Raw genomic sequence first — 20,423 nt, forward strand, 5'->3', positions numbered from 1 at the left:
ACCGGCATGTCCGTGAACTCGTGAGCAAACTCACATGGAGATCAAGGCCGGTTCGCGGCTGGGGCGGGGAATTGGATGTTTAGCCTGGCGCTTTACAGGACGAGCAGATCTGCCGACCCGGCCCGACCCGACCTCACAGGACGACCACGGTGAAGACGACGATGATGTTCCGCAACATAGCCAACCCGCGTCGCACGACGCTGGCGCACCTCCAGGACGCCGACGAGCTGGAGACGCCCGAGCTGCCGGAGCACGCCGTCGACCTTCCCGCCCAGACCGCCAACCCGCGCCGCACCATCCTCATGGACGTCCCGGCCGGCGTGGGCGCCGAGGCCGCAGAGTAACCGGGCACCCGGTACGCCGTGGGAACCCGACGTGGCCCGGCGCCGGGTGCTCCGTGGAAATCGGGGCCCGGAAATCCGCCGGGCGGACACGGCCGGACGGCGTACTGAGTACCGGGTGCCGAGGAAAGCCGGTGACGGCCGCGACGGCCGGCATGGCGTGCGGCGACAGGTGATGTCCGAGGCGTGCCGCGACATCTTGGTCCGACATTCCGCATTCCGCGCAGACGGCCTCGAACTCCGCATCGTCGCAGGTGAGGACCCCTGGCGGCAGTCTCGGGAGTGCGTATCGTGGCCGGTCGGCAGCGGTTTTCGGGCAGGGTCCGCGCGAATCCCGCGGAATGCTTAACGCGGAATGAGTAATTCCGCCAGGCGGGTTTCCCGGGACCGCGCAGCCCGGCCCGCCGCGCCGCACCGGCCGAACGCGGCGCGGTCCGACCGGTTAACCTGGGGCGTCAGTACGCCGGTTCTCAAGGAGAGGCGCAAGGATCCCGTGCGCATCGCCAGGTTCTCCATCGACGGGAACGTCGCCTTCGGCGCGGTCGAGGGTGACAAGCAGGACGAACTCGTCCTCGACATCATCAAGGGCATCCCGTTCGCGGACTTCGAGCTGTCCGGGACGAAGGTGCCGCTGAGCAAGGTCAGACTGCTCCCGCCGGTGCTCCCGAACAAGGTCGTGGCGTTCGGCCGCAACTACGCCGAGCACGCGCGCGAGCTGGGCAACGAGGTGCCCGACGCCCCGTTCGCCTTCTTCAAGCCCTCCACCTCGGTGATCGGCCCCGGCGACGACATCCAGTACCCGTCCTTCACCGAGGACCTGCAGCACGAGGCCGAGCTGGCCGTCGTCATCGGCCGCCTGTGCCGCGAGGTGCCGCGCGAGCGGGTCAAGGACGTCGTCCTCGGCTACACCTGCGCCAACGACGTCACCGCCCGCGACGTGCAAAGACGCGAGAAGCAGTGGGCCCGCGCCAAGGGCTTCGACAGCTCCTGCCCGCTCGGCCCCTGGGTCGAGACGGACCTGGACCTCGCCCGCGCGAACGACCTGACGATGCAGCTCACCGTCAACGGTGAACAACGCCAGCTCGGCCACACCAGCGAGATGATCCACTCCATCGAGGACCTGATCGTCAACATCACCGAGGCGATGACGCTGCTCCCCGGCGACGTCATCCTCACCGGCACCCCCGCGGGGGTCGGCCCCCTGCACGTCGGCGACGAGGTCGCCGTCACCATCGAAGGCATCGGCACTCTCACCAACAAGGTTGTCAAGCGTGGCTAGCGCATCCGGCTCCCCCGTACGCGTCCGTTTCTGCCCCTCGCCCACCGGTAACCCCCACGTGGGCCTGGTCCGCACCGCCCTGTTCAACTGGGCGTTCGCCCGGCACCACCAGGGCACGCTGGTCTTCCGCATCGAGGACACCGACGCGGCCCGCGACTCCGAGGAGTCGTACAACCAGCTGCTGGACGCGATGCGCTGGCTCGGCTTCGACTGGGACGAGGGCCCCGAGGTCGGCGGCCCGCACGCGCCGTACCGCCAGTCGCAGCGCATGGACATCTACAAGGACGTCGCGGCCAGGCTCCTGGACGCCGGCCACGCCTACCACTGCTACTGCTCCCAGGAGGAGCTGGACACCCGCCGCGAGGCCGCCCGCGCCGCCGGCAAGCCGTCCGGTTACGACGGCCACTGCCGCGACCTGAGCGCCGAGCAGATCGCGGAGTACCAGGCCCAGGGCCGCACCCCGATCGTCCGCTTCCGGATGCCCGACGAGACGATCACCTTCACGGACCTGGTCCGCGGCGAGCTGACCTTCACCCCGGAGAACGTCCCGGACTACGGCATCGTGCGCGCCAACGGCGCCCCGCTGTACACGCTGGTCAACCCGGTCGACGACGCCCTGATGGAGATCACCCACGTCCTGCGCGGCGAGGACCTGCTCTCCTCCACCCCGCGCCAGATCGCGCTCTACAAGGCGCTGACCGAGCTGGGCATCGCCAAGGGGACCCCGGCCTTCGGCCACCTGCCGTACGTCATGGGCGAGGGCAACAAGAAGCTGTCCAAGCGCGACCCGGAGTCGTCCCTCAACCTCTACCGCGAGCGCGGCTTCCTGCCCGAGGGCCTGCTCAACTACCTGTCCCTGCTGGGCTGGTCGCTCTCGGCCGACCAGGACATCTTCTCCGTCGAGGAGATGGTCGCGGCCTTCGAGATCTCCGACGTGAACCCCAACCCGGCGCGCTTCGACCTGAAGAAGTGCGAGGCGATCAACGGTGACCACATCCGCATGCTGGATGTGAAGGAGTTCACCGAGCGCTGCCGCACCTGGCTGAAGGCCCCGTTCGCCCCCTGGGCGGCGGAGGACTTCGACGAGGCCAAGTGGGAGGCGATCGCCCCGCACGCCCAGACCCGCCTCAAGGTCCTCTCCGAGATCACCGACAACGTGGACTTCCTGTTCCTCACCGAGCCGGTCTTCGACGAGGCCAGCTGGACGAAGGCGATGAAGGAGGGCTCCGACGCCCTCCTGCGCACCGCCCGCGAGAAGCTCGAGTCCGCGGACTGGACGTCGGCCGAGTCCCTCAAGGAGGCCGTCCTGGCCGCCGGCGAGGCCCACGGCCTCAAGCTCGGCAAGGCCCAGGCGCCGGTCCGTGTGGCCGTCACCGGCCGTACGGTCGGCCTGCCGCTGTTCGAGTCCCTCGAAGTCCTCGGCCAGGAGAAGACGCTGGCCCGCATCGACGCGGCGCTGGCCAGGCTGAGCGCGTAGCCGGCCCAGGCATGAGATGAGGGGCGGTACCCGCGGCTGCGGGTACCGCCCCTCACACGTCGGTCACCGCGCGTCGGCTTCGTCGATCAGGTAGGCGCTCTCGTCGAAGATCTCCAGCACGACGACGACCATGATCGCGCCGGCCACCATGTACTCCAGCACGAGGCCGGGGGCCACGTAGGCCTTGCGCAGGTGCTCGTCCGGGCCGAGCGGTGCGGTCGACGTCTTCCGGAACGGGTCGTGGGCCAGTACGCGCACGGCCTTGTCCAGCTGGGCCCGGCGCTCCCTGGGCAGGGCGTCGTACGTGGCACGGGCCTCGACGGTGAACTGGACGCGGTACTCACCCATGTGCACCAGTGTGCCAGCCGCGCTGTGCCGCTGTCCGGGCCTCTTCCCGGACGTGCTGCCCGTCCTGGACGACCTGGCCGCCGGCCACCGGCACGCGTCCTCTCCGACTCCGGCGCCACGGTCCAGGAGCACAAGCTGCGCACCCTTGGCCTGCCCGTCCACCAAGTGGCCTACGCAGGCGACCACCCGGAGATCGACGGGCGGGGGCGCCGCGGAGGCCGGGCTGCTGTCGGTGTGGTCGGTGTGCATCGGCCGCGGTACGGGCCCCGCGCGGCTCGCGCGGGCAGCTGTCGTGCACCGGATCTCGACCCTCGCCGAACTCCCCGCCATCGTCCGCGCGGATACCCGTTTTGGAGCCCCGTCCACCTTCGGGTAATGTTCTTCCTGCGCCGAGGGAAGCGGGCCGAGAGGCCGGAACCCGAGGAGCAACGCTAGAACGAGGACCCCGCAGGGGCTTGAGTTCCAGTGGCCTATGGTGTAATTGGCAGCACGACTGATTCTGGTTCAGTTAGTCTTGGTTCGAGTCCAGGTAGGCCAGCTCGCAGAGCTTATCTGCAAAGCCCCCGTTGTGTAGCGGCCTAGCACGCTGCCCTCTCAAGGCAGTAGCGCCGGTTCGAATCCGGTCGGGGGTACTGATCCTTCCCGCGAGGACGGTCAGGGTAGCTCCCACCGTCTTCGATGCAGGATCGCTAGAGCCCCCGTTGTGTAGCGGCCTAGCACGCCGCCCTCTCAAGGCGGTAGCGCCGGTTCGAATCCGGTCGGGGGTACTGACTGGTCTAAACCATCATTGGTCTATGGTGTAATTGGCAGCACGACTGATTCTGGTTCAGTTAGTCTTGGTTCGAGTCCAGGTAGACCAGCTCGGACCTGCGGAAACGCAGTGTCCACGCCCCCGTTGTGTAGCGGCCTAGCACGCCGCCCTCTCAAGGCGGTAGCGCCGGTTCGAATCCGGTCGGGGGTACAGAAGGAAGGCCCTTCGCTTCGGCGGAGGGCTTTCGTCATGCCCGGCGCCGGCTACCGAACCGGCTACTCGCACCGGTCACCCGAACCGGCTACTCGAAGCCGTACCGCCGCGCCGTCTCCTCCTCCTGGGCCAGCCGGCGCAGTGCCTGCTTCACCGGCTCGTTGAGGATCACCCCCAGGATCGCGAACTCGATCCGCTCCGCGTCCGACGGGTACGCCTCCATGTTGTCCAGGTCGAGGACGGCTGTCCGGTACATCAACTCGGCGTACGGCGTGAGCAGTTCGACCCCGAAGGTGTAGCCGAGGCGGCGGAACGCGGCCACCGCCACCACCAGCGAGCGGTACGCGGGGGAGAGGGGTGAGAGCTGCTTGGCGTTCTCCCAGCCGAGCTGGTCCAGCAGCTTGTCCACCTCCTGGTGCGCGGCCCGGACGAACTCGTCCTCCTCGTCCGGCTCCGGTACCTGCGGCAGCGCCCACAGTGCCGCGCCCAGCCGGATCGTCCGGCCCAGGGAGTCGTCGTCCACGTGCCCGAGCACCTCGCGCACCTTGGCCACCGGCACCCCGCCCACCTGGATCATCGCCCGCACCAGCCGCAGCCGGCGCAGATGCTCCTCGTCGTACTCGGCGGTCGTGGCGTTGATCTGGCGGCCCGGCGGCAACAGGCCTTCGCGCAGGTAGTACTTGATCGTCGCGGTGGACACACCGCTGCGCTCGCTCAGTTCCGCCAGTCGCATCTCTTGCGCTCCTCCTCGGATAACGGCACTATCCAAGCATTGCTTCTTGGATAGCCTGGCTCACCAACGAGGGGGAAGTCGTCATGGTGACCCGTACGACCGCCGACGCGAAGGGCGACGTCGTCGTCCTGCTGATCGGGATGCGCATCAACCGCTTCCGGGCGGTGCGTGTGTGGCTGCCGGTGATGCTGGCGATGCTGCGCATGCTGCGGGAGCTGGACAAGGCCCCGGAGCGGGGCCTGCGCAGCCACGTCCTGCTGACGGCCTCGCCGCGCACGTACTACGTCGTGCAGTACTGGGAGTCCAAGGAGAAGCTGTACGCCTTCGCGACCGCGCCGGACGCGTTCCACCACAAGGCCTGGGCGCAGCTCAACCGCAAGGAGCGGACGGGGAAGCTGCGCGGGCAGGTGGGGATCTGGCACGAGGCGTACATCGTGCCGGAGGGGTCGTACGAGGCGATCTACGGGGACATGCCGGCGTTCGGCCTCGCGGCGGCGCACGGGCAGATCCCACTGGTGAAGCGGGGACGCTACGCCAAGGACCGCTTCTCCTACCGCTCGCACGGCTCCCAGAAGGCCCCGGTGACCGAGAAGACGGGCTGAGCGGGGGGAGCGCGGGGGCCTGGGGGATAGGGGGAGCGCGGGGGCTGGGGGGAACGGGGGGTCCGGGGCGACGCGGGAGGGTCCGGGGGAGCGCGGGCGACGCAGGGGGTCCGGGGGGAACGGGGGATCCGGGGAGCGTGCAGGAACAGGGGGATCCGGGGCGACCCGGAGGATCCAGGGAGCGCGCAGGGGCCGGGGAGGGCGCGGGGAACGCGCACGGTCCGGGGGAATGTGGGGAACGCGCACGGTCCGGGGGACAGGGGGATCGGGAAGATCCGGGGGGATCCGGGGAGCGCGCAGGATCCAGGGGGAACACGGGGAACGCGCAATCCGGGGGAGCGCGGGGGAGCGCGGGGGAACAGGGGGATCGGAGGACCCGGAGGATCCAGGGAGCGCGCAGGAGCCGGGGAGGGCACGGCGAACGCGCACGGTCCGGGGGAACAGGGGGAACAGGGGGATTGGGAGATCCGGGGATCCGGGGGGTTCCGGGGGGAAATGGGGGCGAGGAGGGTCTGCCCGCGGCGTCGGGGCGGGCCCTCCTCGTGTTCCCGGGGTGTCGCTCAGCCCGTGCGGCGCAGGGCTTCCGACAGGCGGGCGGCGGCGTCGATGACCGCCTGGGCGTGCATGCGGCCCGGGTGGCGGGTCAGGCGCTCGATGGGACCGGAGACCGAGACGGCGGCCACCACGCGGTTGGACGGGCCGCGTACGGGCGCGGAGACGGACGCGACGCCCGGCTCGCGCTCACCGATGGACTGGGCCCAGCCGCGGCGCCGCACGCCCGACAGGGCCGTCGCCGTGAAGCGGGCGCCCTGCAGGCCCCGGTGCAGCCGCTCGGGCTCCTCCCAGGCCATGAGGATCTGCGCCGAGGAGCCGGCCTTCATCGTGAGCGTGGAGCCCACCGGGACGGTGTCCCGCAGGCCGGACAGCCGTTCCGCCGCGGCCACGCAGATCCGCATGTCACCCTGGCGACGGTAGAGCTGCGCGCTCTCGCCGGTGAGGTCCCTCAGGTGCGTGAGCACCGGCCCGGCGGTCGCGAGCAGGCGGTCCTCGCCCGCCGCGGCGGCCAGTTCCGCGAGACGGGGCCCGAGAATGAACCGGCCCTGCATGTCGCGTGCCACCATGCGGTGGTGTTCCAGGGCCACGGCCAGGCGGTGGGCCGTGGGTCGTGCCAGTCCGGTGGCCCCGACCAGACCCGCGAGGGTGGCCGGACCGGACTCCAGAGCGCTCAGGACGAGGGCCGCCTTGTCCAGAACGCCGACGCCGCTACTGTTGTCCATGAAACGATATTCGCGTCTCACTCTGTGAAACGCAAGTTCAATTTTCGGTGGAACGCGCCACCCTTGAATCACACAACGGCTCGCGGACCGATGAGCCTGGTGGTAGGTGCCTGCCCGGAATCACCGGAATCAGGGGTGCGGGCGCCGCTTCCTCAAGATCTCTAGTTGTGCCGGCATGAACCGTTGCCGGCCGGAGGGAAAGCGATGGGTAGGACACTCGCGGAGAAGGTCTGGGACGACCACGTCGTCCGGCGCGCCGAGGGCGAGCCCGACCTCCTCTACATCGATCTGCACCTGCTGCACGAGGTGACCAGCCCGCAGGCCTTCGACGGCCTCAGGCAGAACGGCCGGGGGGTCCGCCGTCTCGACCTCACCATCGCCACCGAGGACCACAACACCCCCACGCTGGACATCGACAAGCCCATCGCGGACCCGGTCTCCCGGGCCCAGCTGGAGACGCTGCGCAAGAACTGCGCCGAGTTCGGCGTCCGGCTGCACCCGCTGGGCGACGTCGAGCAGGGTGTCGTCCACGTGGTGGGACCGCAGCTGGGCCTGACCCAGCCGGGCACCACGGTGGTCTGCGGCGACTCGCACACCTCCACGCACGGCGCCTTCGGCGCGCTGGCGTTCGGCATCGGCACCTCGCAGGTCGAGCACGTGCTGGCCACCCAGACGCTGCCGCTGGCCCGCCCGAAGACCATGGCCATCACCGTCGAGGGCGAGCTGCCCGAGGGCGTCACCGCCAAGGACCTGATCCTGGCGATCATCGCCCGGATCGGTACCGGCGGCGGCCAGGGCTACGTCCTGGAGTACCGCGGCTCCGCCATCGAGAAGCTCTCGATGGAGGCCCGGATGACCATCTGCAACATGTCGATCGAGGCAGGTGCCCGCGCGGGCATGATCGCCCCCGACGAGACCACCTTCGCCTACCTCCAGGGCCGCCCGCACGCCCCTGAGGGCGCCGACTGGGACGCCGCGGTCGAGTACTGGAAGACCCTGAGGACGGACGAGGACGCGGTCTTCGACGCCGAGGTCGTCATCGACGCCGCCGAGCTGTCCCCGTTCGTCACCTGGGGCACCAACCCCGGCCAGGGCGCGCCGCTTTCGGCCTCCGTCCCCGACCCGGCTTCGTACGAAGACGCTTCGGAGCGCCTCGCCGCCGAAAAGGCCCTGGAATACATGGGGTTGGAGGCCGGCCAGCCGCTGCGCTCCATCAAGGTGGACACCGTCTTCGTAGGCTCGTGCACCAACGGCCGTATCGAGGACCTGCGTGCCGCCGCGGACCTGGTGCGGGGCCGCAAAGTCGCCGACGGCGTACGGATGCTGGTCGTCCCGGGCTCCGTGCGGGTCGGTCTGCAGGCCGTCTCCGAGGGCCTGGACGTGGTCTTCAAGGACGCCGGCGCCGAATGGCGGCACGCGGGCTGCTCGATGTGTCTCGGCATGAACCCCGACCAGTTGGCCCCCGGCGAGCGTTCCGCCTCCACCTCGAACCGCAACTTCGAGGGCCGGCAGGGCAAGGGCGGCCGTACGCACCTGGTGTCGCCGCAGGTCGCGGCTGCCACCGCGGTCCTCGGCCACCTGGCCTCGCCCGCCGACCTGTCCGACGTCCCCGCGCCCGCTGGAGTCTGAGAACCATGGAAGCCTTCACCACCCACACCGGCCGGGCTGTCCCGCTGCGCCGCAGCAACGTCGACACCGACCAGATCATCCCTGCTCACTGGCTCAAGAAGGTGACCCGGGACGGCTTCGAGGACGGGCTGTTCGAGGCCTGGCGCAAGGACGAGAACTTCATCCTCAACCGGCCCGAGCGGCAGGGCGCCACGGTCCTGGTCGCCGGCCCCGACTTCGGCACCGGCTCCTCCCGTGAGCACGCCGTCTGGGCGCTGCAGAACTACGGCTTCAAGACCGTGATCTCCTCCCGCTTCGCGGACATCTTCCGGGGCAACTCGCTGAAGAACGGGCTGCTCACGGTGGTTCTCGACCAGAAGGTCGTGGACGCGCTGTGGGAGCTGACCGAGCGGGACCCGCAGGCCGAGATCACCGTCGACCTGGAGAAGCGCGAGGTGCGCGCCGAGGGCGTCACCGCCTCCTTCGAGCTGGACGAGAACTCCCGCTGGCGACTGCTGAACGGGCTGGACGACATCTCCATCACCCTCCAGAACGAGGGCGACATCGCCACCTACGAGACCAAGCGGCCCGCCTACAAGCCGCGGACGCTCCAGGTCTGACCCCCGGCGGCCGACCCGTCGAGTTTCGGCCACGCAACACCCCCTCTGTACCCCCGATCGCCACGATCGGGGGTACAGCCATGTCCGCCCCTGAACGGTCCCGCGCGCGGCCGAGTATGCGTCCAACTCCCCACGTCACACGGGTAATTGGCCGGTCGGACGGCTCCCGGTGCCGAGGCCCGCGAAGGGCCCGAGAAGGTTGCTGGCGGCGGCAGTTGCACCCTGGGCAGGCGACAACTCGCCCCAGATGGCACAATCTGTGCATGGAACACGACGGCCAACTCGAGCTCTATACGGCAGTCGCGAACCAGCTCAAGGAAGCGCACACAAGAGTGCGCTCACTGCAAGTCCCGGAGGGTGTACGGATGGCGCTGACCCGGAAGCTGCTGGTCATTACGGCCGTGGCCAAGCACGATCTCGCCGACGCGGCAAGGCGGCTCGGGCGGTTCAGCGCGGACCTCGACGAGGGCCGTATCCCCGAAGAGGACTGCTGAACCGTCCTGGACAACCGAATCCGTTGCGGCACAAGGGTGATAAGCCCGTTTCGTGTTTGATTTGCGGTATATATCTGCCTAACGTGCGAAAAAGCTTGAACACTTTCGTTCTGGCGATGTCTCCGAAGGGGAAGACGTGAACAAGGCGCAGCTCGTAGAAGCGATTGCCGACAAGATGGGTGGCCGCCAACAGGCCGCCGATGCTGTCGACGCGGTCCTGGACGCCGTCGTCCGCGCCGTCGTCGCGGGCGACCGGGTCTCAGTCACTGGCTTCGGGTCCTTCGAGAAGGTGGACCGCCCGGCCCGTTACGCCCGTAACCCCCAGACGGGCGAGCGGGTTCGGGTGAAGAAGACCTCCGTGCCGCGATTCCGCGCGGGCCAGGGCTTCAAGGACCTGGTGAGCGGAACGAAGAAGCTGCCGCGCGGCGGCGAAGTGGCCGTGAAGAAGGCGCCCAAGGGCAGCCTGACCGGTGGGGCTTCCGCGACGGTCAAGAAGGCCGCCGCGAAGAAGACGACCAAGGTCGCGGCGAAGAAGGTCACCGCCAAGAAGGCGGCGGTGAAGAAGACCACTGCCGCGGCGAAGAAGGCCACGGCGAAGAAGGTCACCGCCAAGAAGACCACGGCGACGGCGAAGACCGCCGCCGCGAAGAAGGCCACCGCCAAGAAGGCGACGGCCAAGAAGGCCCCGGCGAAGAAGGTCACCGCGAAGAAGGCCCCGGCCAAGAAGTCGACGGCCCGCAAGACCACCGCCAAGAAGGTCACCGCCCGTAAGGCCTCCTGAGGCCATCGGGGCACTCACGCGCCGGGCCGGACTCCCAGGGAGTCCGGCCCGCGGCGTGTGTAAGGGCGGTTAGAGGGTTTGAAGGGTTACGAGGGTGATCCGGAATGCCGTGCCCCCGGGTCCCGTGCCCTCGCGTCCCGTGACCTCGGGTTCCGTCTCGATCCGCACCCGCTGTCCTGGCCGCAGCAGCCTCAACTGGCCCGCGTCGAACGCGGCCGCGTCAAAGGGGACCGGGGTGCCGTCGTCGAGCAGCACCTGCCCGGTGCGGGTGTCGGGGTCGTAGGTGTATGCGGTCGCGTGCATAGCGGCCAGCCTAATGCGCGCCGTCCGGGGGTGCGTCGTTGGGCTTGGGGGGTCGCTGCCGGGTGCGGGTTCGTTGTGGCTGGTCGCGCAGTTCCCCGCGCCCCTGGGGAGTTGTCGGCGCCGTCGGCCGCGATCGCAACCGTGCGTAGCGGGGCGCTGCCGGGTGCGGGTTTGTTGTGGCTGGTTGCGCAGTTCCTCGCGCCCCTGGGGGGTTGCGGCTCCGTTCGCCGGAATCGCAACCGGTGCCTCAGGTTTCCGGGATCAGTAGGCCTGTCGATGCTGTTGCCGTGTGGTGGCCTACGCCCAGGGTCAGGGCGGTGCGCAGGTCGTTGCCGGTGTCGACGTCCTGGCGGACCGAGTCCACGTCCGTGAGGTCCAGTTCCGTGGCGCCCGAGGCGCGGTGGCGGGCGCGGGAACCGGTGCCGAAAGCGGGGCGCAGGGCGTGACCGGGGGCCGCGGTCAGCAATGTGGTGCCGAGTGCGGCCGCGTCCGCGAGAAAAGCGCGCGGGAATTCGCCGGCCGCGTCCAGTACCCGGTTCAATTCCGGCGGACGCAGGGCCGGCAGATCGGCGTTGAGGGCCGCCACGGGAGCGCGGGGGCGCGGGGACCGTACGGTGGCCTCCCCGTGCGTCAGCGCCGCATTCAGCCCCGTTCCCGGAGCGTCCGGGACGATACGGGCGCCCAGTGCCGCCAGTTCCGCGCCGGCCAGCGGGTCGTCCGTGACGACCACCACATCCGCGACCGCCGCGCAGCCCAGCGCCGCGGCCACCGTGTCCTGCGCGAACGCGAGGACCAACCCCGGGCGGACCGTGTCGGAAGCGGTGTCCGCGAGCCTGCTCTTGGCCCGCGCCAGAGGCTTCAGGGGGATGACCAAGGTCCACTGCACCGGCGTACCGCCCCTCTCTTGTCGCGCTCATTGTCACCCGCGGCATCCGGCACGGTCGGAGGTGGGGCGTACGGTGTTCTCGACAGACCGGCGGCTCGGGGCGACACTTGTGCGGCCCCCGGGCCGGGAGCAAGTCCTAGAGGAAGGTGTCCGCGTGTCCCGCCGCAGAATCGGGTTCTGGTACCGCTTCGCAGCGGTCCTCTGCAAACCGCCGCTGGTGGTTCTGCTCAAGCGGGACTGGCGTGGAATGGAGCACATTCCGGCCGACGGCGGATTTATCACCGCGGTGAACCACAATTCACACGTGGACCCCTTCGCGTACGCGCACTATCAGTACAACACCGGACGGGTTCCGCGATTCCTCGCGAAGAGCGGCCTTTTCAAGAAGGGATTCGTCGGCGCCGCGATGCGCGGCACCGGACAGATCCCCGTCTACCGCGAGAGCACGGACGCGCTGAGCGCCTTCCGCGCCGCGATCGACGCCGTGGAACGCGGTGAGTGCGTCGCCTTCTACCCGGAGGGCACCCTCACCCGCGACCCCGACGGCTGGCCGATGACCGCCAAGACCGGTGCCGCGCGCGTGGCCCTGCAGACCAAGTGCCCGGTCGTCCCGGTCGCCCAGTGGGGCTGCAACGAACTGCTGCCGCCCTACTCCAAGAAGCCCCAGCTCTTCCCGCGCAAGACCCATCACGTCCTCGCGGGCCCGCCCGTGGACCTCTCCCGGTTCTACGACAAGGAGATGACCGCCGACCTCCTGCGGGAGGCCACCGAGGTCATCATGGCGGCCGTCACCCGCCAGCTGGAGGAGATCCGCGGCGAGAAGGCCCCCGCGACGCCGTACGACGCGCGCCGCGAGCGGATCGAGCAGCGCCGCAGGACCCGGGTGCAGACCGGGCAGGAGACCGCTCAGGCGGACGCGGATGCGGGCATGGACGTGGGCGCGGACGCGGACGCCCCGCGTCTGGCCGCAGGGGCCTCGCCGGCCGGCACGGAAGAGGAGAGCGGCACGTGAGCAAGCCTGTCCGGGCCGCCGTCATGGGCACCGGCTCGTGGGGCACCGCGTTCGGCATGGTCCTCGCCGACGCGGGCTGCGAGGTCACCGTGTGGGCCCGACGCCCGGAGCTGGCCGAGGCGGTCAACTCCACGCGGACCAACCCCGACTACCTCCCCGGTGTCGAACTCCCGGAGAACCTGCGCGCCACCGCGGACCCCGCCGAGGCCCTGCGCGACGCGGACTTCACCGTCCTCGCCGTCCCCTCCCAGACCCTGCGCGACAACCTCGCCCGGTGGACCCCGTTGCTCGCCCCGCACACCGTGCTCGTCTCCCTGATGAAGGGCGTCGAACTCGGCTCCGCCATGCGGATGAGCGAGGTCGTCAAGGACGTCGCCAAGGTCGGCACCGACCGCATCGCCGTGGTCACCGGGCCCAACCTGGCCCGCGAGATCGCCGCCCGCATGCCCGCCGCGGCCGTCGTCGCCTGCACCGACGAGCAGGTCGCCCGGCGGCTCCAGGCCGCCTGCCACACCCCGTACTTCCGCCCGTACACGGAGACGGACGTGGTCGGTTGCGAGCTGGGCGGCGCGGTGAAGAACGTCATCGGCCTCGCCGTCGGCATCGCGGACGGCATGGGGCTCGGCGACAACGCCAAGGGCTCCCTCATCACGCGCGGCCTCGCGGAGACCGCCCGCCTCGGCGTCGCGCTCGGCGCCGACCCGCTGACCTTCTCCGGACTCGCCGGTCTCGGCGACCTGGTGGCCACCTGCTCCTCGCCGCTGTCCCGCAACCACACCTTCGGCACCAACCTCGGCAAGGGCATGACCCTGAAGGAGACCATCGCGGTCACCCGGCAGACCGCCGAGGGCGTCAAGTCCTGCGAGTCCGTTGCGGATCTGGCCCGCCGCCACGGTGTCGAGATGCCCATCACCGAGACGGTCGTGGACATCGTGCACGAGGGCAAGCCGCCGGTGGTCGCCCTCAAGGAGCTGATGTCGCGCAGCGCGAAGTCCGAACGACACTGAGCGACACTGGGCGACACCGAGCGCGACGCCCCTCTTTCGGCGGCCCTCCGGCGCTGTATCCGGGCTCTACCTACGGGTACGCTCAACGCGATATGAGCACCGAGAACCTCCCCCAGAGCCCCGAGCAGCCGCCCCGCAAGCCGCGCGTGGCCGTCGTGTTCGGCGGCCGCAGCTCCGAACACGGGATCTCCGCCGTCACCGCCGGCGCCGTCCTGCGGGCCATCGACCGGACCAAGTACGACGTCCTGCCGATCGGCATCACCCGGGAAGGCCGCTGGTTGCTCACGGCCGACGAGCCGGACCGTATGGCCATCACCGACCGCCGCGTGCCCGCCGTCGAGGACCTCGCGGAGTCCGTCGACGGCGGTGTGGTGCTCCCCGTCGACCCCGCCAACCGCGAGGTCGTCTACAGCGAGCCCGGCTCCGTGCCCAAAGCCCTCGGCGAGGTCGACGTCGTCTTCCCGGTGCTGCACGGCCCGTACGGCGAGGACGGCACCCTGCAGGGCATGCTGGAGCTGTCCGGGCTCCCGTACGTCGGCTCGGGCGTGCTCGCCTCGGCCGTCGGCCAGGACAAGGAGTACATGAAGCGGGTGTTCACCTCCTTCGGGCTCAAGGTCGGCCCGTACGTGGTGATCCGGCCCCGCGAGTGGGAGCAGGACGAGTCCGCCGCCCGCAAGAAGATCATCGACCTCGCCGGCGAGGTCGGCTGGCCGCTGTTCGTGAAGCCCGCGCGCGCGGGCTCCTCGATCGGCATCACCAAGGTCGAGGACCTCTCCGGCCTGAACGACGCCATCGCCGAGGCCCAGCGGCACGACCCGAAGATCATCGTCGAGGCCGCGCTGCGCGGTCGCGAGATCGAGTGCGGCGTCCTGGAGTTCGCGGAGGGCCCCCGGGCGTCCGTGCCTTCCGAGATCCCGCCGCCCGAGACGCACGCGTACTACGACTTCGACGCCAAGTACATCGACTCCACGCCCGGCATCGTCCCGGCGCCGCTCACCGACGAGCAGACCGCCGAGGTCCGCCGGCTCGCCGTGGACGCCTTCGAGGCGGCCTCCTGCGAGGGCCTGGTCCGCGCGGACTTCTTCCTCACCGAGGACGGCGAGTTCGTGATCAACGAGATCAACACGATGCCCGGCATGACGCCGATCTCGATGTACCCGAAGATGTGGGAGGCCTCCGGCATCGGCTACCCGGAGCTGATCGACCGCCTGGTCCAGGCCGCGCTGCGGCGCTCCACCGGACTGCGCTGACCCGAACCGGCACCGTCGTCCCGCACGGTGATTCCGCACGGTCGTCCCGCACCGTCATCTCGTACGGTCGTCCCGCACCGTCATCTCATGGAGGCGATCCCCTTGGGGATCGCCTTCTTGACGGAGGGGGCGAGGGCGGTGAGGACGGGGCCGCCGGCGTCGGTCCCCGACAGGCCCTCGGGCAGGGTGACCTGGACGTAGGCGACGCGGTTGGCCGTGGTGAACCGCCAGGTGCCGTCGTCCTGCCGTTCCATCAGCCAGTCGACGCCGTTCACACCGCCCGCCACCGCGTCGCGGTCACCGCCCTCGGCCACCGCGGGATCGACCATCTTCGGGGGCCGGACCACACCGCAGCGCAGTATGATCGCCGGGCTTCCCCAGCCCGCCGTGTAGGCGGACCGGGGCGAGGGGTCGGTACGGTCCCGTCCGTCGAGTCTCCCGGGCAGCGACCGGTGCAGATCCCGGCAGACGCGCGCCGTCCTCGCGTCGGGGCTGGGAACCGCCACCGTGGCGCTGTCGTCTGCTGATGAGCAGCCCGCGACGGCGATCAGCAGGGCGGGCGCGAGCAGGCCGAGGGGCCGGTGACGGAAGAAGTTCACCGGCCAAGGGTAGACGGGGGCTACAGATGCACGACCGGGCAGGTCAGGGTGCGCGTGATGCCGTCCACTTGCTGGACCTTCGCGACCACCATGCGACCCAGGTCGTCGACTGTGTCGGCCTGGGCGCGCACGATGACGTCGTAGGGACCCGTCACGTCCTCGGCCTGGATCACTCCCGGGATCTTGCTGATGGTCTCGGCGACGGTCGAGGCCTTGCCGACCTCCGTCTGGATCAGGATGTACGCCTGTACCACGGAACCTCCAAGGCGGCCACGAGGATCATGTGGGGAAAAGGAACGCCACGGTATCGCGTCGCCGCTCCCCGCGGGGAGACCCGCGGGGACCGGGCTTGCGCGCCAGGGTGCAGGCACGACGGAAGTTGACGGTCACCTCGACCGTATCGGGGACACTGAGGACGCGCGAGTGGGCACGGCCAGGCACAGAAGGGGCTTGAGGCGATGAAGGGCACAGTGGGTGAGCTGGGTGAGTTCGGGCTCATCCGGGAGTTGACCTCCCGTCTCACCACCACCCCGGCGGTCCGGGTCGGTCCCGGCGACGACGCCGCGGTGGTCGCCGCCCCCGACCGCCGGGTGGTGGCGAGCACCGACATCCTGCTGGAGGGGCGGCACTTCCGCCGCGACTGGTCCACGGCGTACGACGTCGGACGCAAGGCGGCGGCCCAGAACCTCGCGGACATCGCCGCCATGGGCGCCGTACCGACCGCGCTGCTGCTCGGCCTGGTCGTCCCGGCCGAACTCCCGGTCACCTGGCCCAGTGAGCTGATGGACGGGCTGCGCGACGAGTGCCAGGTCGCCGGCGCCTCCGTGGTCGGCGGAGACGTCGTACGCGGGGACACGATCATGGTGTCGATCACCGCGCTCGGTGATCTGCGTAACCAGGAGCCGGTGACCCGCGGCGGCGCCCAGCCCGGCGACCTCGTGGCCGTCACGGGCTGGCTCGGCTGGTCCGCGGCCGGTTACGCGGTGCTCTCGCGCGGCTTCCGTTCGCCACGCGCCTTCGTGGAGGCGCACCGGCGTCCCGAGCCGCCGTACCACGCGGGCCCTGCTGCCGCCGCGCTCGGCGCGACCGCGATGTGCGACGTCAGCGACGGGCTGATCGCGGACCTCGGGCACATCGCCGAGGCCAGCAAGGTCCGTATCGACGTCCGCTCCGGCGCGATCGACATCCCCTCGCAGATGAACGACATCGGGCAGGCCGTCGGCGTGGACCCGCTGCAGTGGGTGCTGACCGGGGGAGAGGACCACGCGATCGTGGCGACCTTCCCGCCGGACGCGAAGCTGCCGGCCCGCTGGAAGGTCATCGGCGAGGTCCTCAACCCCTCGGCGCTGCCCCAGGTGACCGTCGACGGGGCGCCCTGGACCAGCAAGGGCGGCTGGGACCACTTCGGGGACATAGAAGCGTGAGCGCGTCACGCGTGCCGCCCAGGGTTCTCACGGTGGCCGGCTCGGACTCCGGCGGGGGCGCGGGGATCCAGGCCGACCTGAAGACGATGCTGGCGCTCGGCGTCCACGGGATGAGCGTGATCACGGCCGTGACCGCGCAGGACTCCCTGGGCGTGCAGGGCGCCTGGGAACTGCCGGTACAGGCCGTACGGGCCCAGTACCGCAGCGTGGTCGACGACATCGGTGTCCAGGCCGTGAAGACCGGGATGCTCGCCTCGGCGGAACTGGTCGAGGCGGTCGCCGAGTTGATCTCCGGCACGGACGCGCCGGCCGTCGTGGACCCGGTGGGCGTCTCCAAGCACGGCGACCCGCTGCTGGCCGCCTCCGCGCTCGACTCCGTCCGTACGAAGCTGCTGCCGGCCGCGACCGTGGCCACCCCGAACCTCGACGAGGTGGCGCAACTCACGGGCGTGCACGTCGAGTCCGAGGGCGATCTGCGACGAGCCGCCGCGGCCGTGCTGGCGTACGGGCCGCGCTGGGTGCTGATCAAGGGCGGGCATCTGGCGGGAGACGCCGTGGACCTGCTCACGGACGGCACCGAGGAGCACTGGCTGCGGGCGCCCCGCCACGACAACCGGCACACCCACGGCACGGGCTGCACGCTCGCCTCCGCGATCGCGTCGGGCCTGGCGCAAGGGCTGACCGTGCCGCAGGCCGCCACGGCGGCCAAGGAGTACGTCACCGGGGCGATCGCCGCCGGGTTCGCGCTGGGCGCGGGGATCGGGCCGGTGGATCACGGGTGGCGGTTCAGGTCACGACCGTGACCGTGCGGGTACGGCGAGACAGTGCGGGTACGTGCAGGGCAGGTACGTGCGGGTACGGCGAGACGCCGCGGGTACGGCAAAAAGCCGGCCCACCCGGAGGTGGACCGGCTCAGTGCAGCGAACCAGCAGTGGCCGCGCTGTACGTCAGCGCGAGACCTTGCCGGCCTTGATGCACGAGGTGCAAGCGTTCACGCGCTTCGGCGTCCCGCCGACCACGGTACGCACACGCTGGATGTTCGGGTTCCAGCGGCGGGGCGTACGGCGGTGCGAGTGCGAGATGTTGTTGCCGAAGCCCGGCCCCTTGCCGCAGACGTCGCAGTTGGCAGCCACGGGTCACTCCAAAGACTTCAGATGCACTTACGGATAATCCCGGCATGCCGGGATCGAGATCTGGAATCGAGATCTTGAGTGGCGTTGCCAGGGGAACGGCCCGATCAGGATCGGGCAACCGGAGCAGCATACAACGACTGCGTCCGTACAACGAAACTACCATGGCGTATCGAGGGCCCGCTCCCGGCCCTCTTCCGGTGGACACCGCCTCGGGGTCTACGCTGCGTCCACCGTCCAGCCAGCTCAGGGAGGCGCAGGTGGCGCAGGTGCCGCAGACATTCTTCGATGCTCTCGCGGTGCGCAGCTGGTGCGGACTGGCGCTGCGGGCGCTGGGGCGGGCGCGCGAGGAGATCGACGCGATCAACGTCTACCCCGTCGCCGACAGGGACACCGGCACGAACCTCTATCTGACCCTGGAGTCGGCGGCGACCGCCGTGGAAGCCGTGTTCGCCGGGTACGGGACGGGCTCGCAGGAGCCCTCGCTCGCGGACGCCGTGCGCGCGATGGCCCACGGGGCGCTCATCGGGGCCCGCGGGAACTCCGGGACGATCCTGGCGCAGTTGCTGCGGGGCATGGCGCAGGTCCTCGCGGAGACGGGTCCGCAGACGGATGAGGCTTTTGACGGCGACGGCGACGGCGACGGCGACGGCGACAGCGACGGCGACGGCGACAGCGACGGTGCACGGCTGCGGCTCGCCCTGCGGCAGGCCGCCGACTCCGCGCGCGCGGCCGTGGCCCACCCCGTCGAGGGCACGGTGCTGACGGTCGCCTCGGCCGCCGCGGACGCCGCCGAGGGGACCGAGGGCGACTGCGGGGCGGTCGTGCGGGCCGCCTATAAGGGAGCCAGGACGGCCTTGGCGGCGACTCCGGGGCAGCTGGCCGTGCTGGAGCGGGCCGGGGTGGTCGACGCGGGCGGCAGAGGGCTGGTGGCGGTGCTGGGGGCGCTGGTGGAGGCGTTCACGGGGGAGGCCGTGCACGAGGCCCCGACCGCGCCGGCGTCGGTGGCGGCAGCCGCTTCGGCTTCCGTTTCCGCTTCCGCCGACTACTCGGGTTCCCTCGCGTACGCGCGCGTGGAGGCCGTCTCCGGGGCGGACCGGTGTGCCAGCACGGCGGAGGACGGAGGGCCCGCCTACGAGGTGATCTATCTCCTGGAGGCCGGCGACGAGGCGGTGGCCCGGCTGCGGTACCGGCTGGACACCCTCGGCGACTCCCTCGTGGTGGTCGGCGGCGACGGGCTGTGGAACGTCCACGTGCACGTCGACGACGCCGGCGCCGCCGTGGAGGCGGGGGTCGAGGCCGGGCGGCCGTACCGGATCCGGATCACCCACTTCGGGGCCGGTGACGTGCACACCGGCGGTGAGCGGCCGCCGCGCGAGCGCGTCCAGCGGGCCGTCGTCGCCGTCGTGCCCGGCGAGGGCCTGGCCGGGCTGTACGCCGAGGCCGGCGCGACCACCGTGCTGGCCCGCCCCGGCGAGCCGCCCGCCAGCGGCGAACTGGTGCAGGCGCTGCGGCGGGCCCACGCGCGCGAGGTGGTGCTGCTGCCCAACGACGCCGACCTGCGCCACACGGCGGCCGCGGCTGCCGAGCAGGCCCGCACGGAAGGCATCCGCGTCGCGCTGATCCCCACCCGCTCGGCCGTCCAGGGCATCGCGGCGCTCGCCGTGCACGAGCCGGAACGCCGCTTCGACGAGGACGTCGTCCAGATGACCTCGGCCGCGGGCGCGACCCGCTACGCCGAGGTCCTCGTCGCCGAACGCCAGTCCTGGACGACCGCCGGCATCTGCCAGGCCGGCGACGTCCTGGGCCTCATCGACGGCGACGTCGCGGTCATCGGCCCCGACGTCACCTCCACCGCCGGGACCGTCCTGGACCGCATGCTCCAGGCGGGCGGCGAACTGGTCACCCTCGTCATCGGCGACCAGGCCCCCGACATGGTCGCCGACCACCTGGAGGCCCGCGTACGCGAGTCCTACCTCGCTGTGGACACGGTGGTGTATCGCGGCGGTCGGCAGGGTGCGTTGTTGCTTATCGGGGTGGAGTGAGGCGGGTGTGCCGGCGGGACGGGCGGGTTGAGCTGCGCCGTTCCTAACTGGCCTCTGGGAGGGCGGGAATTGGTCACTCTCGTGGTCGGCGGCCGGGCCCTGACGTGGTTGCCGACCACTTGGAGGCCCGTGTGCGGGAGTCCTATCTCGCTGTGGACACGGTGGTGTATCGCGGCGGTCGGCAGGGTGCGTTGTTGCTTATCGGGGTGGAGTGAGGCGGGTGTGCCGGCGGGACGGGCGGGT

22 protein-coding genes, 5 tRNA genes and 1 pseudogene are annotated in these 20,423 nt (G+C 70.7%); 20 read left to right on the forward strand and 8 right to left on the reverse strand.

All coding sequences use genetic code 11. From position 1 onward, the window contains the following. Window positions 1-149: 149 nt before the first annotated feature. From ACGFYV_RS19560 to gltX, 3 genes are all read left to right on the forward strand, one after another. On the forward strand, window positions 150-344 hold the full coding sequence (locus ACGFYV_RS19560; protein WP_393879647.1) for a hypothetical protein: 195 nt from the start codon (window positions 150-152) through the stop codon (window positions 342-344). 490 nt (window positions 345-834) lie between these two features. Beyond that, window positions 835-1,620: a fumarylacetoacetate hydrolase family protein gene (locus ACGFYV_RS19565; protein ID WP_393879648.1), complete on the forward strand. Its 786-nt coding sequence runs from the start codon at window positions 835-837 to the stop codon at window positions 1,618-1,620. Then, entirely contained in the window at window positions 1,613-3,097 is a 1,485-nt protein-coding gene (gene gltX, locus ACGFYV_RS19570) for a glutamate--tRNA ligase (protein ID WP_393879649.1), read from the forward strand. The genes ACGFYV_RS19565 and gltX overlap by 8 nt, the downstream gene beginning before the upstream one ends. A 63-nt stretch (window positions 3,098-3,160) precedes the next feature. On the opposite strand, the gene ACGFYV_RS19575 is transcribed toward gltX, so the two are convergent. Then, window positions 3,161-3,445 carry a type II toxin-antitoxin system RelE/ParE family toxin gene (locus ACGFYV_RS19575; RefSeq protein WP_393879650.1) on the reverse strand — a complete coding sequence of 95 codons (285 nt, stop codon included), beginning with the start codon at window positions 3,443-3,445 and terminating at the stop codon, window positions 3,161-3,163. 40 nt (window positions 3,446-3,485) lie between these two features. Between ACGFYV_RS19575 and ACGFYV_RS19580 the strand changes: the two are divergent. The 6 genes and pseudogenes from ACGFYV_RS19580 to ACGFYV_RS19605 form a co-directional block, all read left to right on the forward strand. After that, window positions 3,486-3,821: pseudogene (locus ACGFYV_RS19580) on the forward strand (HAD family hydrolase); the annotation flags it as partial. Window positions 3,822-3,911: 90 nt separating this feature from the next. Further along, a tRNA-Gln gene (locus tag ACGFYV_RS19585) sits at window positions 3,912-3,983 on the forward strand. Window positions 3,984-4,004: 21 nt separating this feature from the next. Then, window positions 4,005-4,077: transfer RNA gene (locus ACGFYV_RS19590), tRNA-Glu, on the forward strand. A gap of 62 nt (window positions 4,078-4,139) precedes the next feature. Further along, a tRNA-Glu gene (locus ACGFYV_RS19595) sits at window positions 4,140-4,212 on the forward strand. Window positions 4,213-4,233: 21 nt separating this feature from the next. After that, window positions 4,234-4,305, forward strand: a tRNA-Gln gene (locus tag ACGFYV_RS19600). 28 nt (window positions 4,306-4,333) lie between these two features. Beyond that, window positions 4,334-4,406, forward strand: a tRNA-Glu gene (locus ACGFYV_RS19605). Window positions 4,407-4,497: 91 nt separating this feature from the next. Here the strand turns inward: ACGFYV_RS19605 and ACGFYV_RS19610 are convergent. Next, window positions 4,498-5,142 carry a MerR family transcriptional regulator gene (locus tag ACGFYV_RS19610; protein WP_393879651.1) on the reverse strand — a complete coding sequence of 215 codons (645 nt, stop codon included), beginning with the start codon at window positions 5,140-5,142 and terminating at the stop codon, window positions 4,498-4,500. A gap of 83 nt (window positions 5,143-5,225) precedes the next feature. Between ACGFYV_RS19610 and ACGFYV_RS19615 the strand changes: the two genes are divergently transcribed. After that, window positions 5,226-5,744: a DUF4188 domain-containing protein gene (locus ACGFYV_RS19615; RefSeq protein ID WP_393879652.1), complete on the forward strand. Its 519-nt coding sequence runs from the start codon at window positions 5,226-5,228 to the stop codon at window positions 5,742-5,744. Between the two features lie 560 nt (window positions 5,745-6,304). Here ACGFYV_RS19615 and ndgR read toward each other — a convergent pair. Then, window positions 6,305-7,021, reverse strand: a complete 717-nt coding sequence (gene ndgR, locus ACGFYV_RS19620; RefSeq protein ID WP_393879653.1) for an IclR family transcriptional regulator NdgR — start codon at window positions 7,019-7,021, stop codon at window positions 6,305-6,307. 204 nt (window positions 7,022-7,225) lie between these two features. Between ndgR and leuC the strand changes: the two genes are divergently transcribed. From leuC to ACGFYV_RS19640, 4 genes are all read left to right on the forward strand, one after another. Continuing rightward, on the forward strand, window positions 7,226-8,650 hold the full coding sequence (gene leuC / locus ACGFYV_RS19625) for a 3-isopropylmalate dehydratase large subunit (RefSeq protein ID WP_393879654.1): 1,425 nt from the start codon (window positions 7,226-7,228) through the stop codon (window positions 8,648-8,650). Between the two features lie 5 nt (window positions 8,651-8,655). Then, entirely contained in the window at window positions 8,656-9,249 is a 594-nt protein-coding gene (gene leuD / locus ACGFYV_RS19630) for a 3-isopropylmalate dehydratase small subunit (RefSeq protein WP_393879655.1), read from the forward strand. Between the two features lie 263 nt (window positions 9,250-9,512). Beyond that, the gene (locus tag ACGFYV_RS19635) at window positions 9,513-9,743 is read left to right on the forward strand and encodes a hypothetical protein (RefSeq protein ID WP_393879656.1); all 231 of its coding nucleotides are present in this window, start codon (window positions 9,513-9,515) and stop codon (window positions 9,741-9,743) included. Between the two features lie 136 nt (window positions 9,744-9,879). Further along, complete coding sequence (locus ACGFYV_RS19640; RefSeq protein ID WP_393879657.1) at window positions 9,880-10,524, forward strand: HU family DNA-binding protein; 645 nt, start codon at window positions 9,880-9,882, stop codon at window positions 10,522-10,524. Window positions 10,525-10,593: 69 nt separating this feature from the next. Here ACGFYV_RS19640 and ACGFYV_RS19645 read toward each other — a convergent pair whose 3' ends face one another. Next, a complete protein-coding gene (locus ACGFYV_RS19645; RefSeq protein ID WP_393879658.1) occupies window positions 10,594-10,827 on the reverse strand; it encodes a hypothetical protein in 234 nt (77 codons plus the stop codon). A gap of 247 nt (window positions 10,828-11,074) precedes the next feature. Next, window positions 11,075-11,713 carry a 2-phospho-L-lactate guanylyltransferase gene (gene cofC, locus ACGFYV_RS19650; protein WP_393879659.1) on the reverse strand — a complete coding sequence of 213 codons (639 nt, stop codon included), beginning with the start codon at window positions 11,711-11,713 and terminating at the stop codon, window positions 11,075-11,077. Window positions 11,714-11,867: 154 nt separating this feature from the next. Between cofC and ACGFYV_RS19655 the strand changes: the two genes are divergently transcribed. The 3 genes from ACGFYV_RS19655 (at window position 11,868) to ACGFYV_RS19665 (ending at window position 14,982) form a co-directional block, all read left to right on the forward strand. Continuing rightward, window positions 11,868-12,725, forward strand: a complete 858-nt coding sequence (locus ACGFYV_RS19655; protein WP_393879660.1) for a lysophospholipid acyltransferase family protein — start codon at window positions 11,868-11,870, stop codon at window positions 12,723-12,725. Next, window positions 12,722-13,732 (forward strand): NAD(P)H-dependent glycerol-3-phosphate dehydrogenase, encoded by a 1,011-nt coding sequence (locus ACGFYV_RS19660; RefSeq protein WP_393879661.1) that lies wholly within the window; start codon window positions 12,722-12,724, stop codon window positions 13,730-13,732. Before ACGFYV_RS19655 ends, ACGFYV_RS19660 begins: the two co-directional genes overlap by 4 nt. Before the next feature lie 92 nt (window positions 13,733-13,824). Continuing rightward, window positions 13,825-14,982, forward strand: coding sequence for a D-alanine--D-alanine ligase family protein (locus tag ACGFYV_RS19665; RefSeq protein ID WP_393879662.1), 1,158 nt, complete (start codon window positions 13,825-13,827; stop codon window positions 14,980-14,982). 80 nt (window positions 14,983-15,062) lie between these two features. On the opposite strand, the gene ACGFYV_RS19670 is transcribed toward ACGFYV_RS19665, so the two are convergent. Both ACGFYV_RS19670 and ACGFYV_RS19675 read right to left on the reverse strand, forming a co-directional pair. Next, window positions 15,063-15,581 (reverse strand): DUF3515 domain-containing protein, encoded by a 519-nt coding sequence (locus tag ACGFYV_RS19670; protein WP_393879663.1) that lies wholly within the window; start codon window positions 15,579-15,581, stop codon window positions 15,063-15,065. Window positions 15,582-15,601: 20 nt separating this feature from the next. Further along, window positions 15,602-15,835: an Lrp/AsnC family transcriptional regulator gene (locus tag ACGFYV_RS19675; protein ID WP_003997603.1), complete on the reverse strand. Its 234-nt coding sequence runs from the start codon at window positions 15,833-15,835 to the stop codon at window positions 15,602-15,604. A 204-nt stretch (window positions 15,836-16,039) separates the two neighbouring features. Between ACGFYV_RS19675 and ACGFYV_RS19680 the strand changes: the two genes are divergently transcribed. Together ACGFYV_RS19680 and thiD are read left to right on the forward strand one after the other, a co-directional pair. After that, window positions 16,040-17,005: a thiamine-phosphate kinase gene (locus ACGFYV_RS19680; protein ID WP_393879664.1), complete on the forward strand. Its 966-nt coding sequence runs from the start codon at window positions 16,040-16,042 to the stop codon at window positions 17,003-17,005. Further along, window positions 17,002-17,808 (forward strand): bifunctional hydroxymethylpyrimidine kinase/phosphomethylpyrimidine kinase, encoded by an 807-nt coding sequence (gene thiD / locus ACGFYV_RS19685; protein WP_393879665.1) that lies wholly within the window; start codon window positions 17,002-17,004, stop codon window positions 17,806-17,808. Before ACGFYV_RS19680 ends, thiD begins: the two co-directional genes overlap by 4 nt. A 144-nt stretch (window positions 17,809-17,952) precedes the next feature. On the opposite strand, the gene rpmB is transcribed toward thiD, so the two are convergent. Beyond that, entirely contained in the window at window positions 17,953-18,138 is a 186-nt protein-coding gene (gene rpmB / locus ACGFYV_RS19690) for a 50S ribosomal protein L28 (RefSeq protein ID WP_004924906.1), read from the reverse strand. Window positions 18,139-18,395: 257 nt separating this feature from the next. Between rpmB and ACGFYV_RS19695 the strand changes: the two genes are divergently transcribed. Beyond that, a complete protein-coding gene (locus ACGFYV_RS19695) occupies window positions 18,396-20,180 on the forward strand; it encodes a DAK2 domain-containing protein (RefSeq protein ID WP_393879666.1) in 1,785 nt (594 codons plus the stop codon). The last annotated feature ends 243 nt before the right edge of the window (window positions 20,181-20,423 follow it).

The sequence above is a fragment of the Streptomyces sp. NPDC048297 genome (assembly GCF_043201585.1).
Taxonomy (GTDB): domain Bacteria; phylum Actinomycetota; class Actinomycetes; order Streptomycetales; family Streptomycetaceae; genus Streptomyces.